At 59.9% G+C, this 20,537-nt stretch carries 17 protein-coding genes; 12 read left to right on the top strand and 5 right to left on the bottom strand.

The window, feature by feature from the left end; all coding sequences use genetic code 11:
- Window positions 1-81: 81 nt before the first annotated feature.
- The 5 genes from gshA (at window position 82) to tauD (ending at window position 5,530) form a co-directional block, all read left to right on the top strand.
- Complete coding sequence (gene gshA, locus ACZZ0A_RS26970; protein WP_095113935.1) at window positions 82-1,665, top strand: glutamate--cysteine ligase; 1,584 nt, start codon at window positions 82-84, stop codon at window positions 1,663-1,665.
- A 314-nt stretch (window positions 1,666-1,979) separates the two neighbouring features.
- Window positions 1,980-2,957: a taurine ABC transporter substrate-binding protein gene (tauA, locus tag ACZZ0A_RS26965; protein ID WP_463543962.1), complete on the top strand. Its 978-nt coding sequence runs from the start codon at window positions 1,980-1,982 to the stop codon at window positions 2,955-2,957.
- A 16-nt stretch (window positions 2,958-2,973) separates the two neighbouring features.
- Window positions 2,974-3,768 (top strand): taurine ABC transporter ATP-binding subunit, encoded by a 795-nt coding sequence (gene tauB / locus ACZZ0A_RS26960; protein ID WP_007917917.1) that lies wholly within the window; start codon window positions 2,974-2,976, stop codon window positions 3,766-3,768.
- Window positions 3,765-4,604 (top strand): taurine ABC transporter permease TauC, encoded by an 840-nt coding sequence (tauC, locus tag ACZZ0A_RS26955; RefSeq protein ID WP_463543961.1) that lies wholly within the window; start codon window positions 3,765-3,767, stop codon window positions 4,602-4,604. The genes tauB and tauC overlap by 4 nt, the downstream gene beginning before the upstream one ends.
- A gap of 83 nt (window positions 4,605-4,687) precedes the next feature.
- Window positions 4,688-5,530: a taurine dioxygenase gene (tauD, locus tag ACZZ0A_RS26950; RefSeq protein WP_463543960.1), complete on the top strand. Its 843-nt coding sequence runs from the start codon at window positions 4,688-4,690 to the stop codon at window positions 5,528-5,530.
- A 198-nt stretch (window positions 5,531-5,728) separates the two neighbouring features.
- Here the strand turns inward: tauD and mgrA are convergent, their stop codons facing one another.
- The 3 genes from mgrA to ACZZ0A_RS26935 all read right to left on the bottom strand — a co-directional run bounded on the left by mgrA (window position 5,729) and on the right by ACZZ0A_RS26935 (window position 10,424).
- Entirely contained in the window at window positions 5,729-6,766 is a 1,038-nt protein-coding gene (gene mgrA / locus ACZZ0A_RS26945; protein ID WP_007917913.1) for an L-glyceraldehyde 3-phosphate reductase, read from the bottom strand.
- Between the two features lie 111 nt (window positions 6,767-6,877).
- The gene (locus tag ACZZ0A_RS26940) at window positions 6,878-8,197 is read right to left on the bottom strand and encodes an LLM class flavin-dependent oxidoreductase (RefSeq protein WP_463543959.1); all 1,320 of its coding nucleotides are present in this window, start codon (window positions 8,195-8,197) and stop codon (window positions 6,878-6,880) included.
- A 1-nt stretch (window position 8,198) separates the two neighbouring features.
- Entirely contained in the window at window positions 8,199-10,424 is a 2,226-nt protein-coding gene (locus tag ACZZ0A_RS26935; protein ID WP_463543958.1) for a TonB-dependent receptor, read from the bottom strand.
- Window positions 10,425-10,629: 205 nt separating this feature from the next.
- Between ACZZ0A_RS26935 and ACZZ0A_RS26930 the strand changes: the two genes are divergently transcribed.
- Window positions 10,630-11,667 (top strand): LacI family DNA-binding transcriptional regulator, encoded by a 1,038-nt coding sequence (locus tag ACZZ0A_RS26930; RefSeq protein ID WP_463543957.1) that lies wholly within the window; start codon window positions 10,630-10,632, stop codon window positions 11,665-11,667.
- 190 nt (window positions 11,668-11,857) lie between these two features.
- A complete protein-coding gene (locus ACZZ0A_RS26925; protein WP_093440654.1) occupies window positions 11,858-12,118 on the top strand; it encodes a hypothetical protein in 261 nt (86 codons plus the stop codon).
- A 24-nt stretch (window positions 12,119-12,142) separates the two neighbouring features.
- Here ACZZ0A_RS26925 and betT read toward each other — a convergent pair whose 3' ends face one another.
- Window positions 12,143-14,104, bottom strand: coding sequence for a choline transporter BetT (gene betT, locus ACZZ0A_RS26920; RefSeq protein WP_463544115.1), 1,962 nt, complete (start codon window positions 14,102-14,104; stop codon window positions 12,143-12,145).
- Window positions 14,105-14,569: 465 nt separating this feature from the next.
- A complete protein-coding gene (epsC, locus tag ACZZ0A_RS26915) occupies window positions 14,570-15,496 on the bottom strand; it encodes a serine O-acetyltransferase EpsC (protein WP_007918747.1) in 927 nt (308 codons plus the stop codon).
- Between the two features lie 190 nt (window positions 15,497-15,686).
- Between epsC and ACZZ0A_RS26910 the strand changes: the two genes are divergently transcribed.
- The 5 genes from ACZZ0A_RS26910 to ACZZ0A_RS26890 all read left to right on the top strand — a co-directional run bounded on the left by ACZZ0A_RS26910 (window position 15,687) and on the right by ACZZ0A_RS26890 (window position 20,443).
- Window positions 15,687-16,679, top strand: a complete 993-nt coding sequence (locus tag ACZZ0A_RS26910; RefSeq protein ID WP_095113928.1) for a D-cysteine desulfhydrase — start codon at window positions 15,687-15,689, stop codon at window positions 16,677-16,679.
- Window positions 16,680-16,995: 316 nt separating this feature from the next.
- Window positions 16,996-17,796 carry a cystine ABC transporter substrate-binding protein gene (tcyJ, locus tag ACZZ0A_RS26905; RefSeq protein ID WP_007918743.1) on the top strand — a complete coding sequence of 267 codons (801 nt, stop codon included), beginning with the start codon at window positions 16,996-16,998 and terminating at the stop codon, window positions 17,794-17,796.
- Complete coding sequence (tcyL, locus tag ACZZ0A_RS26900) at window positions 17,796-18,461, top strand: cystine ABC transporter permease (protein ID WP_007918741.1); 666 nt, start codon at window positions 17,796-17,798, stop codon at window positions 18,459-18,461. Before tcyJ ends, tcyL begins: the two co-directional genes overlap by 1 nt.
- 2 nt (window positions 18,462-18,463) lie before the next feature.
- Window positions 18,464-19,213: an L-cystine ABC transporter ATP-binding protein TcyN gene (gene tcyN / locus ACZZ0A_RS26895; RefSeq protein WP_007918739.1), complete on the top strand. Its 750-nt coding sequence runs from the start codon at window positions 18,464-18,466 to the stop codon at window positions 19,211-19,213.
- 465 nt (window positions 19,214-19,678) lie between these two features.
- Window positions 19,679-20,443, top strand: a complete 765-nt coding sequence (locus ACZZ0A_RS26890) for a hypothetical protein (RefSeq protein ID WP_007918737.1) — start codon at window positions 19,679-19,681, stop codon at window positions 20,441-20,443.
- Window positions 20,444-20,537 lie beyond the last annotated feature (94 nt).

Genomic DNA, 20,537 nt, shown 5'->3' with positions numbered 1-20,537 from the left:
TAACGCCAGTTTCAACTTCACCCTTGTAGACCGTCCTGCCCACCCCCATATTGGGGCGACTGACGCGTGAAGGAATCCAAATTGAGCGAACTTCTCAACCGCCGCCTGGCTCTGCTCGGCGAGCGCGCTAACCTCTCTCTGCTCGAGCAGTGCCTGCACGGTATCGAACGTGAATGCCTGCGCGTGACCAGCGAAGGTCGCCTGGCGCAAACGCCGCACCCCGAAGCCTTGGGTTCCGCGCTGACCAACGAACAGATCACCACCGACTACTCCGAGTCGCTGCTGGAATTCATCACGCCCGCCCTGCCGGATCCGGCTGATACCTTGGCGAGCCTGGACAAGATTCACCGTTTTGCCTACAGCAAACTCGGCAACGAGTACCTGTGGAGTCCATCGATGCCGTGCCCGTTGCCGGCCGAGGAAGACATCCCGATCGCCTATTACGGCACCTCCAACATCGGTCAGCTCAAATACGTCTACCGCAAGGGCCTGGCCCTGCGTTACGGCAAGACCATGCAGTGCATCGCCGGGATTCACTACAACTTCTCCCTGCCGGAAAAGCTCTGGCCGCTGCTGCGCGAGACCGAAGGGTTTGTCGGCACTGATCGCGATTTTCAGTCGTTTTCCTACATCGCGCTGATCCGTAATTTCCGTCGTTACAGCTGGCTGCTGATGTACCTGTTCGGTGCATCGCCTGCGCTGGACGCCGGTTTCCTGCGTGGTCGTTCGCATCAGTTGGAACAGCTCGATCCGGACACCTTGTATCTGCCGTACGCCACCAGCCTGCGCATGAGCGACCTCGGTTACCAGAGCAACGCCCAGGCCGGTCTGACCCCGTGCTACAACGATCTGGCGAGCTACACCGACAGCCTGCGCAAAGCCGTTGCGACGCCGTACGCGCCGTACGTTGAAGTCGGCACGCACCAGGATGGTGAGTGGGTGCAGCTCAACACCAACATCCTGCAGATCGAAAACGAGTACTACTCCAACATCCGCCCGAAACGCGTGACCTACACCGGCGAGCGGCCGATTCAGGCGCTGGTGGCCCGTGGCATTCAGTACGTCGAAGTGCGTTGCCTGGACATCAACCCGTTCCTGCCAATGGGCATCGACCTCACCGAGTCGCGCTTCCTCGACGCGTTCCTGCTGTATTGCGCGCTGAACGACAGTCCGCTGCTGACCAACACGTCGTGCGGCAACGCCACATCGAACTTCCTCAGCGTGGTCAAGGAAGGTCGTCGTCCGGGTCTGCAATTGCAGCGTGACGGTGAGTCGGTGGAGATGAAGACCTGGGCAGCCGAACTGCTGGAACAAATTGCTCCATTGGCGGCGTTGCTGGATCAGAGCCATGGCGGTGATGCGCACAGCAAGGCGCTGGATGCACAACTGGCCAAGGTCAACGACCCGTCCCTGACGCCATCCGCGCAAGTGCTGGCGGCGATGGCTGAGCACAAGGAAAGCTTTGCGCAGTTCTCGTTGCGTCAGAGCCAGGCGCATGCCGAGTTTTTCCGTAGTGAGCCTTTGGCGGCGGATGAGCAGGCGAAGTTTGAGGAGTTGGCGCGTACTTCTCTAGCGGCGCAGGCTGAGCTGGAGCAGAACGAGGTGGGGGATTTTGACGTGTTTGTTGGGTCGTATCAGGCGAGTATTTTGGCGATCAGCAACTGAAGAGCCCCTCACCCTAACCCTCTCCCAGAGGGAGAGGGGACTGACCGTGTTGTCAGTTCGAGCTACACCGACCTGAACGACCAAGTCGAACTCAGGATTTGAAAAGCCCCCGATCTGCTCCCTTTCCCCCTCTCCCATTGGGAGAGGGCTGGGGTGAGGGGCTGGATCTCAATGACACAACTTTTCTCGAACACATCTCCCGCTTAGATTTTTCCGCTCATAAGCTCATTCTAAAAAGTTATTTATTTACCGATTCTTAGATCATTTAGTCTCCTTTCACGCCGACGCTCGGTCGCCTGATATGGAGCTGTTCAATGAAACTGAATTTCCCGCTTCGCCTGCTCGCCGTAGCCTCCTTGGCTGCCGCAAGTTTCCTGGCTCAGGCCGCCGACCTCACCGTCGCCTACCAAACCACTGTTGACCCGGCGAAAGTCGCTCAGGCCGACGGCGCTTACGAAAAAGCCACCAAAGCCGACATAGCCTGGCGCAAGTTCGATAACGGCGCCGACATCATCGCCGCCATCGCCTCCGGTGACGTGCAGATCGGCTACCTCGGCTCGAGCCCGCTGACTGCCGCGATCACCCGCAAAGTCCCGGTCGAAACCTTCCTCATCGCCACGCAGATCGGCGCCGCTGAAGCACTGGTCGCTCGCGACGGTTCCGGCATCAAGACCCCGCAAGATCTGATCGGCAAGAAAATCGCCGTGCCGTTCGTGTCCACCGGTCACTACAGCCTGCTCGCCGCGCTGAAACACTGGAACATCGATCCAGCGAAAGTCACCGTGCTCAACCTCGCGCCGCCAGCGATCATCGCGGCGTGGAAACGCGGTGACATCGACGCCACTTACGTGTGGGATCCGGCGCTGGGCGTGGCCAAGGAAAACGGCAAAGTGCTGATCACTTCCGGCGAACTGGCCAAGTTCGGCGCGCCGACTTTCGACGCGTGGATCGTGCGCAAGGACTTCGCCGAGAAGCATCCGGAAATCGTCACCGCCTTCGCCAAGGTCACCCTCGACGCCTACACCGACTACCGCAAAGACCCGAAAGCCTGGCTCGCCAATCAGTCCAACGTCGACAAACTGGTGAAACTCTCCGGCGCCAAGGCCAGCGACATTCCGTTGCTGCTGCAAGGCAACGTCTACCCGCTGGCGGCGGATCAGGTCGTCAGCCTCGGCGCGCCGACCACCAAAGCCATCACCGACACCGCCGCGTTCCTCAAGGAGCAAGGCAAGGTCGAAGCCGTTCTGCCGGACTACGCGCCGTACGTCAGCGCCAAATACATCACCAACTGATCGGGAGTTAACTGCGATGGCCTTGCTACAGCTGGAGCGCATCAGCGCACAGTACCCGGGCAGCCCGACACCGGTGCTGGCGGATATTTCTCTGACCCTGGGGCCTCAGCAATTGCTGGTCGCCCTCGGCCCGTCCGGCAGTGGCAAGACTTCGCTGTTGAACCTGATTGCCGGTTTCGTCGAACCGAGTGCCGGGCGCATCACCCTCGACGGCGTACCGGTCAAAGGCCCGAGCGCCGAACGTGGCGTGGTGTTCCAGGACGATGCTTTGCTGCCCTGGCAGGATGTGTTGGCCAATGTCGCGTTCGGTCTGGAACTGGCTGGTGTCGCCAAAGACAAGCGCGAAAAGATCGCCCGCGAAATGCTCGCACTGGTTGACCTCTCCGGTTTCGAAAGCCGTCGTATCTGGCAGCTTTCCGGTGGCCAGAAACAACGCGTCGGCCTCGCCCGCGCCCTCGCCGCTGATCCGCGCGTATTGCTGATGGACGAACCCTTCGGCGCCCTCGACGCGTTCACCCGCGAACAGATGCAGGAGTTATTACTGCAAGTCTGGCAGCGCACGGCCAAGCCGGTTTTCCTGATTACCCATGACATTGAAGAAGCGGTATTCCTCGCCACTGACCTGATTCTGCTCGCGCCGAATCCGGGGCAGATCGTGGAGCGTCTGCACTTGGACTTCGGTCAGCGTTACGCCGCCGGTGAGTCCGCCCGCGCGATCAAATCCGATCCGCGTTTTATCGAAACCCGCGAACACGTGCTGAGCAAAGTGTTCTCGCAACGCAGCGCCGGGCAACGGCAGGAGCGCGCATGAGCAGTTACGACGTTTCCTCGGCGGCGGTAAAAACCGCCACCGCGTCGGTGGCGATTCCGCTGCGCCGCAGCCTCAGTACACGCTGGATCAGCCTGCTGACGTTGTTCGCTTTGTTGGCCATCTGGTGGGCGGTGACTGCTACTGGATTGATCGAACCGCTGTTCCTGCCACCCCCCTCCGCCGTGCTGCAAAAGGGCTGGTTGCTGGCGACCACGGGCTATATGGATTCGACGTTGTGGCAGCACCTCGGCGCGAGCCTGAGCCGCATCGGTCTGGGCCTCGGTTTTGCGATTCTGACTGCCGTACCGGTGGGCATCGCGATCGGCGCCAACCGTATCGCCCGTGGCGTGCTCGATCCGCTGATCGAGTTCTACCGCCCTATTCCGCCGCTGGCTTATCTGCCGCTGATCGTGATCTGGTGCGGCATCGGCGAGTTGTCGAAAGTGCTGCTGATCTATCTGGCGATTTTCGCGCCCATTGCCATCGCTACTGCCACCGGCGTGCGCACGGTTGATCCAGCGAAATTGCGTGCGGCGCAGTCGTTAGGTGCGACGCGTTTGCAGCTGATTCGTCATGTGATTTTGCCGAGCGCGTTGCCGGACATTTTGACGGGCGTGCGCATTGGTCTGGGGGTTGGTTGGTCGACGTTGGTCGCCGCTGAACTGATCGCCGCCACCAGCGGTTTGGGCTTCATGGTGCAGTCGGCCGCGCAGTTCCTGGTCACCGATGTGGTGGTGCTGGGGATTCTGGTCATCGCCCTGATCGCCTTCGCCATGGAAATGGGCCTGCGCGCCCTGCAGCGCAAACTGGTGCCGTGGCACGGCCAGGCCCACTAAAGCATTTTTTGAATCACCCCCTGTAGGAGCTGCCGCAGGCAGCTCCTACAGGGGGTGGTTATCCGGAATTTAAGAGAAAGACCATGAGCAGCCTCAACATCACCCCATTAAGCTCGGCCCTCGGCGCGCAAATCAGCGGCGTCGACATCAGCCAGCCGTTGACCCTGGAACACCGCGACGCCATCGAACAGGCGCTGCTCAAGTATCAAGTGTTGTTCTTCCGCAACCAGCCAATCGAGCCTTCGCAACAGGCACGTTTCGCCGCCTATTTCGGCGACCTGCACATTCACCCGATCTACCCAAACGTACCGGAACAACCGGAAGTGCTGATTCTCGACACCGCCGTCACCGACGTGCGCGACAACGCGATCTGGCACACCGACGTGACCTTCCTGCCGACACCTGCGATGGGCGCGGTGCTCAGCGCCAAGTTGCTGCCGGAGTTTGGTGGCGACACATTGTGGGCCAGCGGCATTGCCGCGTATGAAGCGCTGTCAGCGCCGATGAAAAGTTTGCTCGAAGGGCTGACCGCAACTCACGATTTCACTCGCTCGTTTCCGCTGGAGCGCTACGGCAATACGCCTGAAGCGCTGGCGCAGTGGGAAGAAGCTCGACGCAAGAACCCACCGCTGTCGCACCCGGTTATTCGTACGCATCCGGTCAGCGGGCGGCGCTCGTTGTTCGTCAATGAAGGCTTCACCTCGAAGATCAATGAGCTGTCGGAAACCGAGAGCGAAGCGATTCTGAAGTTTCTGTTCGCCCATGCAACGCGGCCGGAATTCACCATTCGCTGGCGCTGGCAGCAGGACGATATTGCGTTCTGGGATAACCGCGTGACGCAGCATTACGCGGTGGATGACTACCGTCCCGCGCGGCGGGTGATGCAGCGGGCGACGGTGTTGGGGGATGTGCCGTTTTTTCGTTGAGCCTTGAACAGCAAAAGCCCCTCACCCTAACCCTCTCCCGGAGGGAGAGGGGACTGAATGGGGGATGCTTTAGAGGTACGCCGACCTGATATCGCTTTGCTGAATCCATAATCGACACGGTTTTTCAGGTCGATGTATGACGCAAGACACCTCGGTCGGCTCCCTCTCCCTCAGGGAGAGGGCGGGGGTGAGGGTGAATCACTCCGCCGTCGAAGGCTTCTCCCACAGATTGATCCCGCCCTCCTGGGCAAACCGGTCAATCTCCGCCAGCTCTTCAGCACTGAAGCTCAAATTCTTCAACGCCCCGACGTTCTCGATAATCTGCTCCGGTCGACTCGCACCAATCAACGCCGAAGTCACCCGTGGATCGCGCAGCGTCCACGCCAGCGCCAGTTGCGCCAGGCTCTGACCGCGACGCTTGGCAATCTCGTTCAGCGCGCGCACATGAGCAATGTTGGCCTCGGACAAGTGCGAAGCCTGCAGCGAACCACCGCCGGGACGATTGACCCGAGCATCTGCCGGCACGCCGTTAAGGTATTTGTCGGTGAGCAGACCTTGCGCCAGCGGCGTGAAAGCGATCACGCCAGTACCGAGTTCATCGGTGGTATCGAGCAGGTCTTTTTCCACCCAACGATTGAGCAAGTTGTAGGCCGGCTGATGAATCAGCAACGGCACTTTCCACTCTTTCAACAGCGCCGCGATCTCACGGGTTTTCACCCCCGAGTACGACGAGATACCGATGTACAACGCCTTGCCCTGCTGCACGGCTGTAGCCAGGGCGCTGGCGGTTTCTTCCAGTGGGGTGTCCGGGTCGAAGCGGTGGGAATAGAAGATATCCACATAGTCCAGACCGAGGCGTTGCAGGCTCTGGTCGAGGCTGGCCAGCACGTATTTGCGCGAGCCACCGCCCTGACCGTAAGGGCCGGGCCACATATCCCAACCGGCCTTGCTGGAGATGATCAGTTCGTCGCGGTACTGCTTGAAGTCTTCGCGCAGCAGACGACCGAAATTGATCTCGGCGCTGCCATACGGCGGGCCGTAATTGTTGGCCAGGTCGAAGTGGTTGATACCCAGATCAAACGCTGTGCGCAGCAAGGCGCGCTGGGTGTCGATCGGCGTGCTGTCGCCGAAGTTGTGCCACAGGCCCAACGACAGCGCCGGCAGCACCAGACCGCTGCGCCCGACGCGGCGGTAAGGGATGGAGTCGTAGCGGTTTTCGGCAGCGGTGTAAGTCATCGAATCCTCTCTTGTCTGTCTTGAAATGGGTGTCGACTTCATCGCTGGCAGGCTAGCTCCCGCATTGGAATGCAGTCTCCTGTGGGAGCTAGCCCTGCTAGCGATTGGGCGTTACAAAAATCTGTTGCCGGGTCGAGCGAGACCAAGGTTCTCGCGCAAGGTTCGACCCTCATACTCCGTTCTGAACAACCCACGCCGTTGCAGTTCCGGGACCACGCCATTGGCGAAGTCTTCGAGACCGCCCGGCAAGTGGGGTACCAGCACGTTGAAGCCGTCCGCCGCGCCCTGTTCGAACCACTCCTGCAAGCGATCAGCGATCTGCTCCGGCGTACCGACCAGGCTGTAATGCCCGCGCCCGCCGGCAATCTTGCGACCGAGTTCGGCGAGGGTCAGGTTCTCCCGGCCCGCCAGTTCAGTGAGCAATTTCTGCCGGCTCTGCTGACCGCTTTCGGTCAGCGGCAACTCCGGCAACGGCCCGTCCAGCGGGTACTTCGACAAATCGAAGTTGCCCAGCATACGCCCAAGCAACGCGACGCCAACCTCGGGTTCGACTAATTGCTGAAACGTTTCACATTTTTCCTGTGCTTCGGCTTCGCTGCCGCCGACCACGACAAAAACCCCGGGCATGATTTTCAGCGAATCGGCGCTGCGCCCGTACTTGGGCAGACGTCCCTTGAGGTCGGCGTAAAACGCTTGGGCACTGGCCAGCGAAGTCTGTGCGGTGAACACCACTTCAGCGGTTTGCGCCGCCAATTCGCGCCCGGTTTCCGAAGAGCCAGCCTGAACAATCACCGGTTGCCCCTGCGGCGAACGCGCAACGTTCAGCGGACCTTTGACCCTGAAGTGTTCACCAACGTGATCCAGCACATGCAGTTTCGACGGGTCGTAATACGCCCCACTGGCCTTGTCGCGCGCAAACGCATCATCCTCCCAACTGTCCCAAAGCCCGGTCACTACCTGATGAAATTCGCGCGCACGGCTGTAGCGTTCGGCATGGCCGATATGCTCATCACGACCAAAATTCAGCGCCTCGGCAGCATTGTCCGAGGTCACCAGATTCCACCCCGCTCGGCCGCCTGATAAGTGATCTAGCGAGGCGAATTTGCGCGCCACGTGATACGGCTCGTTGTAGCTGGTGGTTGCCGTCGCAATCAGGCCGATGTGTTCGGTCACGGCACTCAGCGCCGAGAGCAACGTCAGCGGTTCAAAATGATCCGACCGCGCCATACGACTGGCGATGTCCTGAGTCGGCGCGGCGACGCTGTCAGCGACAAACAACGCATCGAACTTCGCCGCCTCGGCAATCTGCGCCAGTTGTTTGTAGTGGGTGAAATCCAGGCCGGCGTTGGCCGGCACATCCGGATGACGCCACGCCGCCACGTGGTGCCCGGTGGCCATGAGAAACGCGCCGAGTTTCAACTGTCTGCTCATCTCAAAAATCCTTGCGCAGTTGCACGCCGAAGTAGCGCTCGTCATCCCGTGGCACGGCGCGATAAATGTAATTGCCGCCGCTGGCGAGCAATGGCGAATAGGACTTGTCGGTGAGGTTCTTGCCCAGCAGCGCGACGCGCCAGCCGTTGCTGTAATCGGCCAGAGCGACGCTGGCGTTCCACAGGCCGTAGGCGCCCTGCTTGGTGTCGGGATTCTGGCTGATGTCGTACTGCACTTCGCTCTGCCAGCTGTAGTCGGTGCCGAGTTCGATATCCAGACCGTTATCCAGCGGGATGCTGTAGTCGGCGCGCACGTAGCTTTTCCAGTCCGGGCTGAACGGCAGCGGTTTGCCGTTAACGTTGCACGACGCCGCCGCGCCTGCCGGGCAGGCGAATTCGTCGATGCGCGCGCGGGTGTAAGCCAGCGCTCCGGACAGCTTCAATTGCTGAGTGGCCTGCAAGGCGTAATCGAGTTCGACGCCTTCGGTGCTGACACTGCCGGCGTTGATCAGACGCGTCACAACCTGGCCGGCGACGGTGTCGAAGAAGTTCGCCTGATAGTTGTCGTACTCGCTGTGAAATACCGCGAGATTGGTGGTCAGGCGATTGTTCCAGGAAGTGGCTTTGATGCCCGCCTCCCAAGTGTTGGAGGTCTCCGGCTTAAGCGCCTCGGTGTCGCGCGGCTGCATGTTGAAGAACACGTTGTAGGCCGGGCCTTTGTAACCGCGCGAATAGGTCAGATACGTAGTGACGGCGTCGCTCAAGTCGTACTGCACGCCGAGGCGGCCGGACCAGCCGTCTTCGTCGACAGAACCTGAGCTGCTGGTCGCCGGTTGAATACCGCTGACCGTGGTCGCGGAGGTCGAGACGCGGCGGTGATCGTATTCGAGATCATCGTGGGTGTAGCGCAGGCCGGCGATGCCGCGAAAGTCCGACGTGAAGTTCAGCGTGCTCTCCCCGAACACCGCATAGCTGTCGCTGCTGGTGCTGTAATCAGCGACGCCGCGATCGGTGCGCGTGGTCGTTGTCAGCGTGCGCTGATAGGTCTCGTCGTCCTTGCCGTGCATGTAGAACAGACCGCCGACGTATTCGAGGAACTCGCCCTTCGGCGAGGCCAGACGCAACTCTTGCGAGTATTGATCGAAGGTCAGATCGCCCTTGTCCGCGGTGCCGGGGAACGCGGCTGTCACGGTACCGAGACGGTCACCATCCTGATACTGGATGTTGTCCCAGCCGCGCCATGCGGTGATCGACGTCAGTGTGTAATCGCCCAGTTGCCAGTCGAGTTGGCCGGACAGGCCTTTGTTGATGTCCTCAACGTGTGAGCGGGTGTCGGTGTTGATGTCACGGTTGTGGCTGCTCGCATTGACCGGGCTCAGCGCATTGGCGAAGGCCGGGGTCAGCGACTTGCTGACAACGCCATTGGGACCGTCGTCGTGGGACTGCATGTAATCGGCGATCAAGGTGAAGGTGACGTCGTCATTCGGGGTGAATTCGAGTTTTCCGCGCACGCCGCGATGGTTGTAGCCGTTGACCTCCTGACCGTTATGTTGGTTGTCGACGTTGCCGTCGTAGGTGCCGAACAGCGTGCTGATCGAGCCTTTCAGCGTGTCCGGTATCAGGCTGCCGCCAATGCCGAAACGGGTGCGGCTTTCGTTGCCGCTGTAATACGACTGATCGATGTAACCGTGGGTCTCGGCGGTGGGTGCCTTGCTGGTAATGTTGAGTACACCGGCCGAGGCGTTTTTGCCAAACAGCGTGCCTTGCGGGCCGCGCAATACTTCGACGCGTTCCAGATCCAGCAGATCGAGCGTGGACTGCCCCGGCCGCGCATACACCACGCCATCGATCACCGTCGCCACGGTCGGCTCGACGCCAGGCGAGGTGGAAATCGTACCGACGCCGCGCACGAATAACGAGGTGTCCTTGTTCGATGCGCCGGTGCGGAAATTCAGCGACGGCACTTGCTGGACGATACTGGCCACGCCGTTGCGGTTGTCGCGCTCAAGCTGTTCGCCATCGATGACGGACACTGCGACCGGCACTTTTTGCAGCGACTCTTCGCGGCGCGTGGCAGTGACGGTCACGGATTTGAGCGTCGGCTCCTGATCACTGCTCTCGGCAGCGAATGCGTTGGGCAACGGCAGCGCCGCCAACCCCGTGAATAACCAGCCGGCAGCGCGAATCGACTGCGCCAGTGTGTGTGTCGCCCCAGGAATGTTGTGCATGTTTGCCCGCTCGAAATTGGCCCTTAACCGCTGCCGTTCTGCGACGACAGCGCCTGAATCGGTGTCTTGGGCATTCGCTCGAGCGAGTAGCAGACAGCGCGCTTTGTTAGCGCTACCATCAACAGTATTGGCAAGCAGCACATAGAGCGTCCAATACTGAAAAATTACTTTTATATGCGATTTGGTTTTTAAGAAGGATCGAGCCTTGAGCGAAGAAAAACCCCGCAAACGCCGTGGCGCCGGACGCGTGACCTTGAATGCTGTGGCACGTGAGGCTGGGGTTTCGGCGATTACCGTGTCGCGCTATTTCAATCAGCCCGAACAGGTTTCGCCCGAGCGCCGCGAGCGGATTGCGACGGTGGTGGCGGAGTTGGGTTACGTACCGAATCTGGTGGCCGGCGGATTGGCTTCGGCGCGGGGCAAAATCGTCGGCATGGTGATCCCGAACATCTCCGGGCCGATCTTCGCCAACACCATTCAAGGCTTCAGCGACACGCTCAGTCGGCATGGGTATCAACTGTTGCTGGCGTCGAGTTACTTCAGTACCGAGCAGGAAGAAAACGCCGTGCGCGCGTTTCTCGGCTGGTCGCCGGCGGCGATGGTGCTGACCAGTCATTTTCACAGTGCCGGCACGGAAAAGATGATCGCCGAAGCGGATATTCCGGTGATTGAAACCTGGGATTACCAGCCGGATCGTGAGCCGATGCAGATCGGCTTTTCGCATTTTGAAGTGGGCGTGACGGCCGCCAGATATCTACTCGGAAAAGGCTACCAACGTATCGCCTTCGTGCAGAACAGCGCTGCGGGCGACTTCAGCGCACTGGAGCGCCGCGACGGTTACGCGGCGACCTTGCGCGAATCCGGCCTGGATCCTTGGGTCTTCGCCCCTGACGCTGATCGCGCACCATTCGAGGCCGGCAAACAGGCGATGGACGCCCTGATGAGCGCCTCACCGCGCCCCGACGCGATCATCTTCGCCAACGACAACCTCGCCGCCGGCGGCCTGCTCGCCGGGCAACGCGCGGGTTTGAAAATCCCAGAAGACTGTGCCGTTCTCGGCTTCGGCGACTACCCGTTCGCCGAGATGCTGCTACCAAGTCTGAGCACAATCAAACCACCGGCACTGGAGATCGGCGTACTGGCTGCAACCCGCGTACTGGAAAGCCTTGGCGTGTTGCCGAGCGACGAGGTGCAGCGGCTGAATCTGTTGCAGTGCCAAGTGATCGAACGGGAAAGCATCTGAGGAATATGGCAGAGGCTGGATTGGCTATGCTCTTAAAGAACACCGAGGTGGCCCTTTCGCGAGCAGGCTCGCTCCCACAGGGATTTCCTGTGTACATGAAATTTATGTCCAGCCGAGTTTCATTGTGGGAGCGAGCCTGCTCGCGAAGGGGCTCTTCCCGGCACTGCACCTCCATCAGGCAGAACGCCCCATGCACACCGCCATCATCATTTTCTTCGGCCTGGTCCTGCTCGCGCTGATGCTCTACATCGGCGAGCGCATCGGTTTCAGCCGCCAGACCATGGCCTACGGCTTCGCCGCCCTGTGGCTGGCATTGACGGTGATTAATGGCGCGGTGGGCGTGGTGCATGCCGGCCAGTCCGTGGGTTCGGAAATAGCGATTGGCAGTGCGGTGTTCGGTGTGCCGGTGGCGGCAATGGTGTTGTTCATGGTGCTGAGCGCCGAGTCTTGAGCAGACCCGGCGCCCAACCGCCGATCAACGCACCAGATGCAGGAATTGCATATGGCGTTCGTACTGATCGAGGATATCGTTGATGATCTGCTCTTTGGTGTAACCGACCAGATCGTAGTCCTGACTGCCCTCGCTCAAATGCACTTCGGCGCGGTAGTAGCGACGATTGTTGAGCTGCTTCGAGCCCATCCCGCCACGCGCGAACGACGGCGTGAAGTAGCCGCGCATCTGCACTTGGTAGATGAACGGATGCTGCTCGCCGTGGCCGATTTCCAGGCTGATGTTGTCGTGCGTCGGGTCCGGCTGCGTGACCACATTCAAGCCTTTCTCGACGAACACCGCGGTCACTTCTTCAATCGCGGGGCGCACCGTGGTGTCCATGAAACGGTACACCTCGTCCCGCGACGGGAAGTGCACAGCCTGGCTCAAGCGCTGGCGCCAGCCGCCCGTGCCACGCCGTGAACCGGAGACCGGTGCCAGCGAATGCAACTGCGCGATCTGTTTCTGCGACTCCAGATAGAACGCCTTGTGCAGGCCCCACATCATCAGCAACAGAATCAGCGAGAACGGCAACGACGTCAGTACCACCGCTGACTTCAGTGCATCGATGCTGCCGGAGAACAGCAGCGCACTGGTGATCAGCGCGGTCATCGCGCCCCAGAACACCCGCAGCCATTTCGGCCCGTCTTCGTCCGGGGTGCCGCCCTTGGCCGACAGCGTCGAGAGCACCACGGTGCCGGAGTCGGCAGAGGTGACGAAGAATACGAAGCTGATAAACACCGTCACGGCGATGACGGTTTTGCTCCATGGATACGTTTCCAGCAGCAAGTAAATACTCATCGACGGGTTGTCGAGGGCCGACATGCCCAGCGCGCTCATGCCGTGATTGAGCACCTGATCGATTGCGCTGTTGCCGAAAATCGACATCCACGCGAGGGTGAAACCGAGCGGAATCAACAACACACCGAAAACGAATTCGCGGATGGTCCGGCCACGGGAAATCCGTGCGATGAACAGGCCCACAAATGGCGACCATGCAATCCACCAGGCCCAGTAGAACACTGTCCAGCCACCGAGCCAGTCGCTCGGTTTGTCGTAGGCGTAGAGATCAAAACTCTTCATCGGCAAGGCGCCGAGGTAGTCACCAAGGTTCTGGATCAAGGTGTTGAGCAGGTGCTGGGTGGGACCGGCGAACAACACGAACAGCAGCAGCGCACAGGCCAGCAGCATGTTGATGTCGGACATCACCCGCACGCCTTTATCGACGCCGGAGACGGCCACGATGATCGCCGCGCCCATCATCAGCGTGATCAGGCCGACCTGAATCCACTGGGTGTGCGCGATGCCGAACAGGTAGTCGAGACCGGAGTTGAGGTGCAGCACCCCAAAGCCCATGTCGGCACCCAGACCGAACACCGTGGCGATGATGCCGAAGCCATCCACCGCGTAACCGATCGGGCCGTTGATGCGTTTGCCGATCAGCGGATACAGCGCCGACCGCAGGGCCAGCGGCAGGTTGTGGCGATAAGCGAAATACGCCAGCGCCATGCCGACGAAGGCAAACACGCCCCAGCCATGCAGGCCCCAGTGCAGAAACAGAATCTGCATGGCCTGACGCGCCGCATCCGCGGTGCCCGCCTCGCCTTGCGGCGGCTGCAGCATGTGGGTCAGCGGTTCAGAGACGCAGAAGAAGAACAGCGTGATGCTGATCCCGGCGGCGAACAGCATGCCGGCCCAGGACAGGTAACTGAATTCGGGCTCGTCGTGGTCGGCACCGAGTTTTATCTTGCCGTAGCCGGATAAGGCGGTGACCACCACGAAGACCAGATACAGGGTCATCGCGAGCATGTAATACCAGCCGACCGTATTGGCCGCCCAGTTTTGCGCTTCCAGCAGCCAGGCGCCGGCCTGCTCAGGCATGGCGATAACAACGAGACCAAACAGCAGAATGACCGTCGCGGCGAAGTAGAACACCGGCGGATTCATGCGCACCAGACCGCTGGCGGGGGTAGACGATGCACTCATGAAACGTGCACCTCGAGGGGTTGAAACGTGGCTGAAATGATCGGACTCAGCAAAGGCAAGCCTCCTGTTGTGAGCGGGCAGCGAGCCACCGGTTTAACTTGAATGAACGTTCAAGTTAAACATGGATGGGGTGGTAAGGACTAATCGTACGGCTAGGCGGTAGTTTTCCTACGCTAGCTCAAGGATGGGTATGACGTGGGTTTGAGGGTATTCGTTCAATAGCCCCTCACCCTAGCCCTCTCCCGGAGGGAGAGGGGACTGATTGGGGGATATTGGGGAGATACGCCGACATGATCCTGCTGTACCGAATCCATCATCGACTCGGTGTTTCAGGTCGATGTATGACGCAAGACACCTCGGTCGGCTCCCTCTCCCTCCGGGAGAGGGCTGGGCGGGCGGCGTTCCGATGAGGGTTTGCTTTGCCCCCTACTTCTGCGTCCCGTCATCATGCTGCAAATTCGCCTGAGTCAAATTGCACCCCGCCGGCACACTGCGCGTCAGCCACACATTGCCGCCAATGGTCGACCCCTTGCCAATGGTGATCCGCCCGAGAATCGTCGCACCGGCATAAATCACCACATCATCTTCAACGATCGGATGACGCGGATGACCTTTCTGCAACTGCCCGTCTTCATCCGCCGGGAAGCGTTTGGCGCCCAACGTCACGGCCTGATAAATCCGCACGCGCTCACCAATGATCGCGGTCTCGCCGATCACCACACCCGTGCCGTGATCGATAAAGAAACTACGGCCGATCTGCGCGCCCGGATGGATATCGATACCGGTCGCCGAATGGGCGATTTCCGCGCTGATCCGCGCCAGCAGCGGCAGCCCGGCACGATACAAATGATGAGCGAGGCGATGGTGAATCACCGCCAGAATCCCCGGATAGCACAGCAGCACTTCATCAACACTGCGCGCTGCCGGATCACCGTGATAGGCCGCCAACACATCGCTGTCGAGCAGCGCGCGCAGGCCCGGTAAAGCCAAGGCAAAATCCTGCACGATCTGAATGGCGCGGGCCTCGACTTCAGTATCGGCCTGCGCGCTGTGGCGGGCAACGTAACGCAGCTCCAGACGGGTCTGCGCCAGCAGCGCATTCAACGCCACATCAAGGGTGTGGCCGACGTAAAAGTCTTCGCTTTCTTCACGCAGATCCACTGGCCCCAGACGCATCGGGAACAACGCCCCACACAGTGCTTCGAGAATCTCCGCCATCGCCGCCCGCGACGGCAACTCGCGACCACCCTGCTCGCCGGACGCCCGGCCGTTCTGTGCCCGCCACTGATCCCGCGCGCTGCGCAGTTGACTGACGATGGTCTGCAATTGCCAATGGCTGGAACGCTCGCTCACGGTAAAGACTCCTCACGGGCGGCCGGACTGTCTGGCCGCGTCAACGGCGACTACTTTACGGCATGGTCGCGAGAGCGAATTAAGAACCGATAGTGCTGGCCTCAGTTCATTTGGCTATAAGCGATTCACGGTTGCCCCTGCAAAAGCCCGTGCCTATAGTCCTTTCATCTTTCTCCTCCAGTACGGACTCATGATCAAACAACAGCTGGACCGCTTTAACCGTCTCGACCTGCTCGGCCACCCGACGCCGCTGGAAAAACTCGAACGCCTGTCCGCCTGGCTCGGCCGCGAGGTGTACATCAAGCGTGATGACCTGACGCCGCTGGCCATGGGCGGCAACAAGCTGCGCAAGCTCGAATACCTCGCTGCCGACGCTCTCGCGCAAGGCGCCGACACGCTGATCACCGCCGGCGCGCTGCAATCGAACCACGTTCGCCAGACCGCCGCACTCGCCGCCAAATTGGGCCTAGGTTGCGTGGCGCTGCTGGAAAATCCGCTGGGCACTGACGACAGCAACTACACCGGCAACGGCAACCGCCTGCTGCTGGATCTGTTCGACACCAAGGTCGAACTGGTCGACAACCTCGACAACGCCGACGACCAACTGGCCGCCCTCGCCGCACGTCTGCGCAGCAACGGCAAGAAGCCATATCTGGTGCCAATCGGCGGCTCCAATGCCCTCGGCGCGCTCGGTTACGTGCGTGCCGGTCTGGAACTGGCCGAGCAGATCAAGGACACCGGTCTGGATTTCGCTGCGGTGGTACTCGCCTCGGGCAGTGCCGGAACGCACAGCGGTCTGGCCTTGGCGTTGAGCGAAGTATTGCCCCGATTGCCGGTGATTGGTGTGACCGTTTCGCGCAGTGAAGAAGACCAGCGGCCGAAGGTTCAGGGCCTTGCCGAACGTACGGCGGACCTGCTCGGCGTCGAGCTGCCGGCGAGTTTCAAGGTTGAGCTGTGGGACGAATATTTCGGCCCGCGTTATGGCGAGCCGAATGCCGGGACGTTGGCGGCGGTGAAGTTGCTGGCGAGTCAGGAAGCGCTGTTGCTCGATCCGGTGTACACCGGCAAGGCAATGGCGGGCTTGCTCGATGGCATCGGACGTCAGCGTTTTGATGAAGGCCCGATCATTTTCTTGCACACCGGCGGCGCGCCGGCGTTGTTCGCCTACAAGGATTTCCTCTGAGAGATCGCTGATCGTTCCCACGCTCTGCGTGGGAATGCAGCCCGGGACGCTCCGCGTCCCTTTGAGCGCTGGAACGCGGAGCGTCCCTAGAGGCATTCCCACGCAGAGCGTGGGAAAGATCTTAATATTCAAATTAGATCTAACAGATTAAATATTAAGTATTTTCAAGTCTAAAGCAGACATCTTATAGTCTCGCCGCAGGCGAATTTCGCGCAAGACGCATAAGCTGCTTTAGGGCACGATAACGCAGGCGCACGAATCACAAATTCGCCAACTTTCCTTAAGCGTCTTCCATAAGAAAACACAGGGGCTTGTCATGAATTTTTCCGCACTACGTCGCAATCTGCTGGTGGGTTCGCTAGGCCTGGCGCTGAGCGCCGGTCTGATCGGCCAGGCAGTGGCCGGTGAGCAGCTGCAACAGATCAAGGACAAAGGCGTTATCAACGTCGGCCTGGAAGGCACTTACCCTCCGTTCAGTTTCGTCGATGCCGACGGCAAGCTGTCCGGTTTCGAAGTCGAGTTGTCCGAAGCGCTGGCGCAAAAACTCGGCGTCAAAGCCAAGATTCAGCCGACCAAGTGGGACGGCATCCTCGCGGCGCTGGAATCCAAGCGTCTGGACGTCGTGGTCAACCAGGTGACCATCTCCGACGAGCGCAAAAAGAAGTATGACTTCTCCGAGCCGTACACCGTTTCCGGGATTCAGGCGCTGGTGCTGAAGAGCAAAGAAGCTGCACTGAACATCAAGACTGCCAATGACCTGTCCGGTAAAAAAGTCGGTGTAGGCCTGGGCACCAACTACGAACAGTGGGTCCGCGCCAACGTGCCGGGCGCTGACGTACGCACCTACGACGATGATCCGACCAAGTTCGCCGACCTGAACAATGGCCGCACCGACGCCATCCTGATCGACCGTCTGGCCGCACTTGAGTACGCCAAGAAAGCGCCGAAAACCGTCGCTGCCGGCGAAGCCTTCTCCCGCCAGGAAGCCGGTGTTGCCCTGCGTAAAGGCGAGCCTGAACTACTGGCCGCCGTGAACAAGGCCCTCGACGAACTGCGTGCCGACGGCACCCTTGCGAAGCTGTCCACGAAGTACTTCAACGCTGACGTCACTAAATAATGGAAGAAGCTTTCCAACTCGCACTGGACTCCGCGCCCTTTCTGCTCAAGGGCGCGTATTACACGGTAGTCCTCAGCCTCGGCGGGATGTTCTTCGGCTTGCTGCTGGGCTTCGGCCTGGCATTGATGCGCCTGTCGCGCTTCAAATCGGTCAGTTGGCTGGCGCGCATCTACGTGTCGTTCTTTCGCGGCACGCCGTTGCTGGTGCAGCTGTTCGTGATCTATTACGGCTTGCCGCAATTGGGTCTCGAACTGGATCCGCTGCCAGCGGCGCTGATCGGCTTCTCGCTGAACATGGCCGCTTACGCCTGTGAAATTCTGCGCGCCGCGATCGGCTCGATCGAACGTGGCCAGTGGGAAGCCGCTGCAAGCATCGGCATGACCCGCGCGCAAACCCTGCGCCGGGCCATCCTCCCGCAGGCGATGCGCACGGCGTTGCCGCCGCTGGGCAACAGCTTCATTTCGCTGGTCAAGGACACGGCACTGGCCGCCACCATTCAGGTGCCGGAGCTGTTCCGTCAGGCGCAATTGATTACCGCCCGGACTTTTGAAGTCTTCACCATGTATCTTGCCGCCGCGCTGATCTACTGGATTCTGGCCACAGTGCTTTCGCACTTTCAGAACAAGTTGGAAGAGCGGGTCAATCGGCACGACCAGGAGTCCTGACGATGATTGTCGTGGAAAAACTGACCAAGCAATTCAAGGGTCAGGTCGTGCTCAACGGCATCGACCTTGAGGTCAAGGAAGGCGAAGTCGTCGCGATCATCGGCCCCAGCGGTTCGGGGAAAACGACGTTTCTGCGTTGCCTGAATTTTCTTGAACAACCCACCAGCGGCCGGATCAAGGTCGGCGATATCGAGATCGATACCAGCCGCCCGCTGAACCAGCAGCAAAGCCTGGTGCGCAACCTGCGCCAGCACGTGGGCTTCGTGTTCCAGAACTTCAACCTGTTCCCCCATCGCACCGCTTTGGAAAACGTCATCGAAGGCCCGATCGTGGTCAAGAAGATGCCACGCGATGCCGCCATTGTCCTGGGCAAAAAGCTCATGGCCAAGGTGGGTCTCGCCGGCAAGGAAGATGCTTATCCTCGTCGTCTCTCCGGCGGTCAGCAACAGCGCGTGGCGATTGCCCGGGCGCTGGCGATGGAGCCGGAAGTGATCCTGTTCGACGAACCGACTTCAGCGCTCGACCCGGAACTGGTCGGCGAAGTGCTGGCGACCATCCGCGGCCTTGCGGAAGAGAAACGCACCATGGTGATCGTCACCCACGAAATGGGTTTTGCTCGCGATGTGGCCAACCGTGTGGTGTTTTTCGACAAAGGCGTGATCGTTGAACAAGGCGAAGCCAAAGCATTGTTCGCCAACCCGAAAGAAGAACGCACTAAACAGTTTCTCAGCAAGTTTCTGAATCACGCCTGAGTACTTTTTATCGCTGCATCGGAAACTTCCACGGATGGAAGTTACCTTCAACAAATACCAGCTTTATCCCTTCAGACAAAACATATTCGATGCGCTACATATATATGTTCTGCAACAGATAATGCCCGCCTGCTACCCGCTCCACCCGGCATGACAGCGCTCGAATAAATCCAAGCAAAAAACGCAAAAAAACCGTTAGTTCCGTGGCTCATTTCGTCTTGGCGCTTAGGCATCAGGCCTCAACAGCGTAGGAAGATTCTGATTAATTCGTAATTCACGAATTAACTAACATCGTCTATTGACACCCCATCCCGCAGACTCTTATCTAGTCGCCAACCGGCACCACTTAGTTCAACCAACCCGTATTCAACTTGAATAAAAGTTCAAAGCTTTATTGCCAGTTTATTCACGCCTTTTGTTCTTCCAGAAACGGACTTCGCTGCAAGGCTTCAAGGAGAGAAATCGATGACCCGAACTTCGCATACCCCCGAACTGGCAGCGCCGACCGTAGCGCCCGCGCAAAAAACCGGCATCAATCTGGCCGCCGCCGCCCATCTGGTGGTCGAGGTGTCACCCTATCCCGACATGGATAGCGGAGACCTGATCGAGCTGTTCTGGAACAAATGCTATGTCGCCTCCAGGGTGCTGACAGCGGATGACGTCGGCACGGCAATCAGCCTTCGGGTGCCGGAAAGCTTCATCGCCAACGGCACGACGCGCATTCACTACCGGGTGATGCAGGTCGGTCAGGGGCCGGCGTTATCGGCGGCGACGCGCGTGCAGGTCAAACTGGACTGCCCCGGCGGGCAACCTTCAGCGCTGAGCGGAGACGAAAACCAGCAACTGGCCCCCGTGACCATCCCCGACACCATTCGCCGTCAGGGGGTGAATCCAAACCAGATCAAACGCGGCGTACCGCTGACCATCGAGCCCTACCTGAACATGGCCGAAGATGACGCCATTACCTTACGCTGGGGCGATGTACGCATGGACCTGGCACCGATCACCGCCGCGGATATCGGGCTGCCCATTCAAGTCTGGGTGCCTCCCTCGGTGATTGTCGAAGCAGGCGAAGATCTGCGGCTGGACGTGACGTACTGCATTCTCGATCGGGTCGGCAACAACTCGCGCTGGGCGCCGCCAAGAACGTTGAAGATCGGTTGTGCAAACCCTTATCTGAAAGTGCCCCTCAGGCCAAAACTCATGGCTGCCGAATCGCGTAAAGATTGATCCTCTTCAGCGGATAAGGGGCCCCGGCCCCCTTACCCGAAAATTCTTAACCAACCTGACCATCACCCCTTCTATACATATTCCTAAAAGTTAG

This window comes from Pseudomonas sp. AC242, assembly GCF_979258655.1.
The sequence above is the reverse complement of the archived record's forward strand: the minus strand, read 5'-3'. Positions and strand labels throughout refer to the sequence as shown.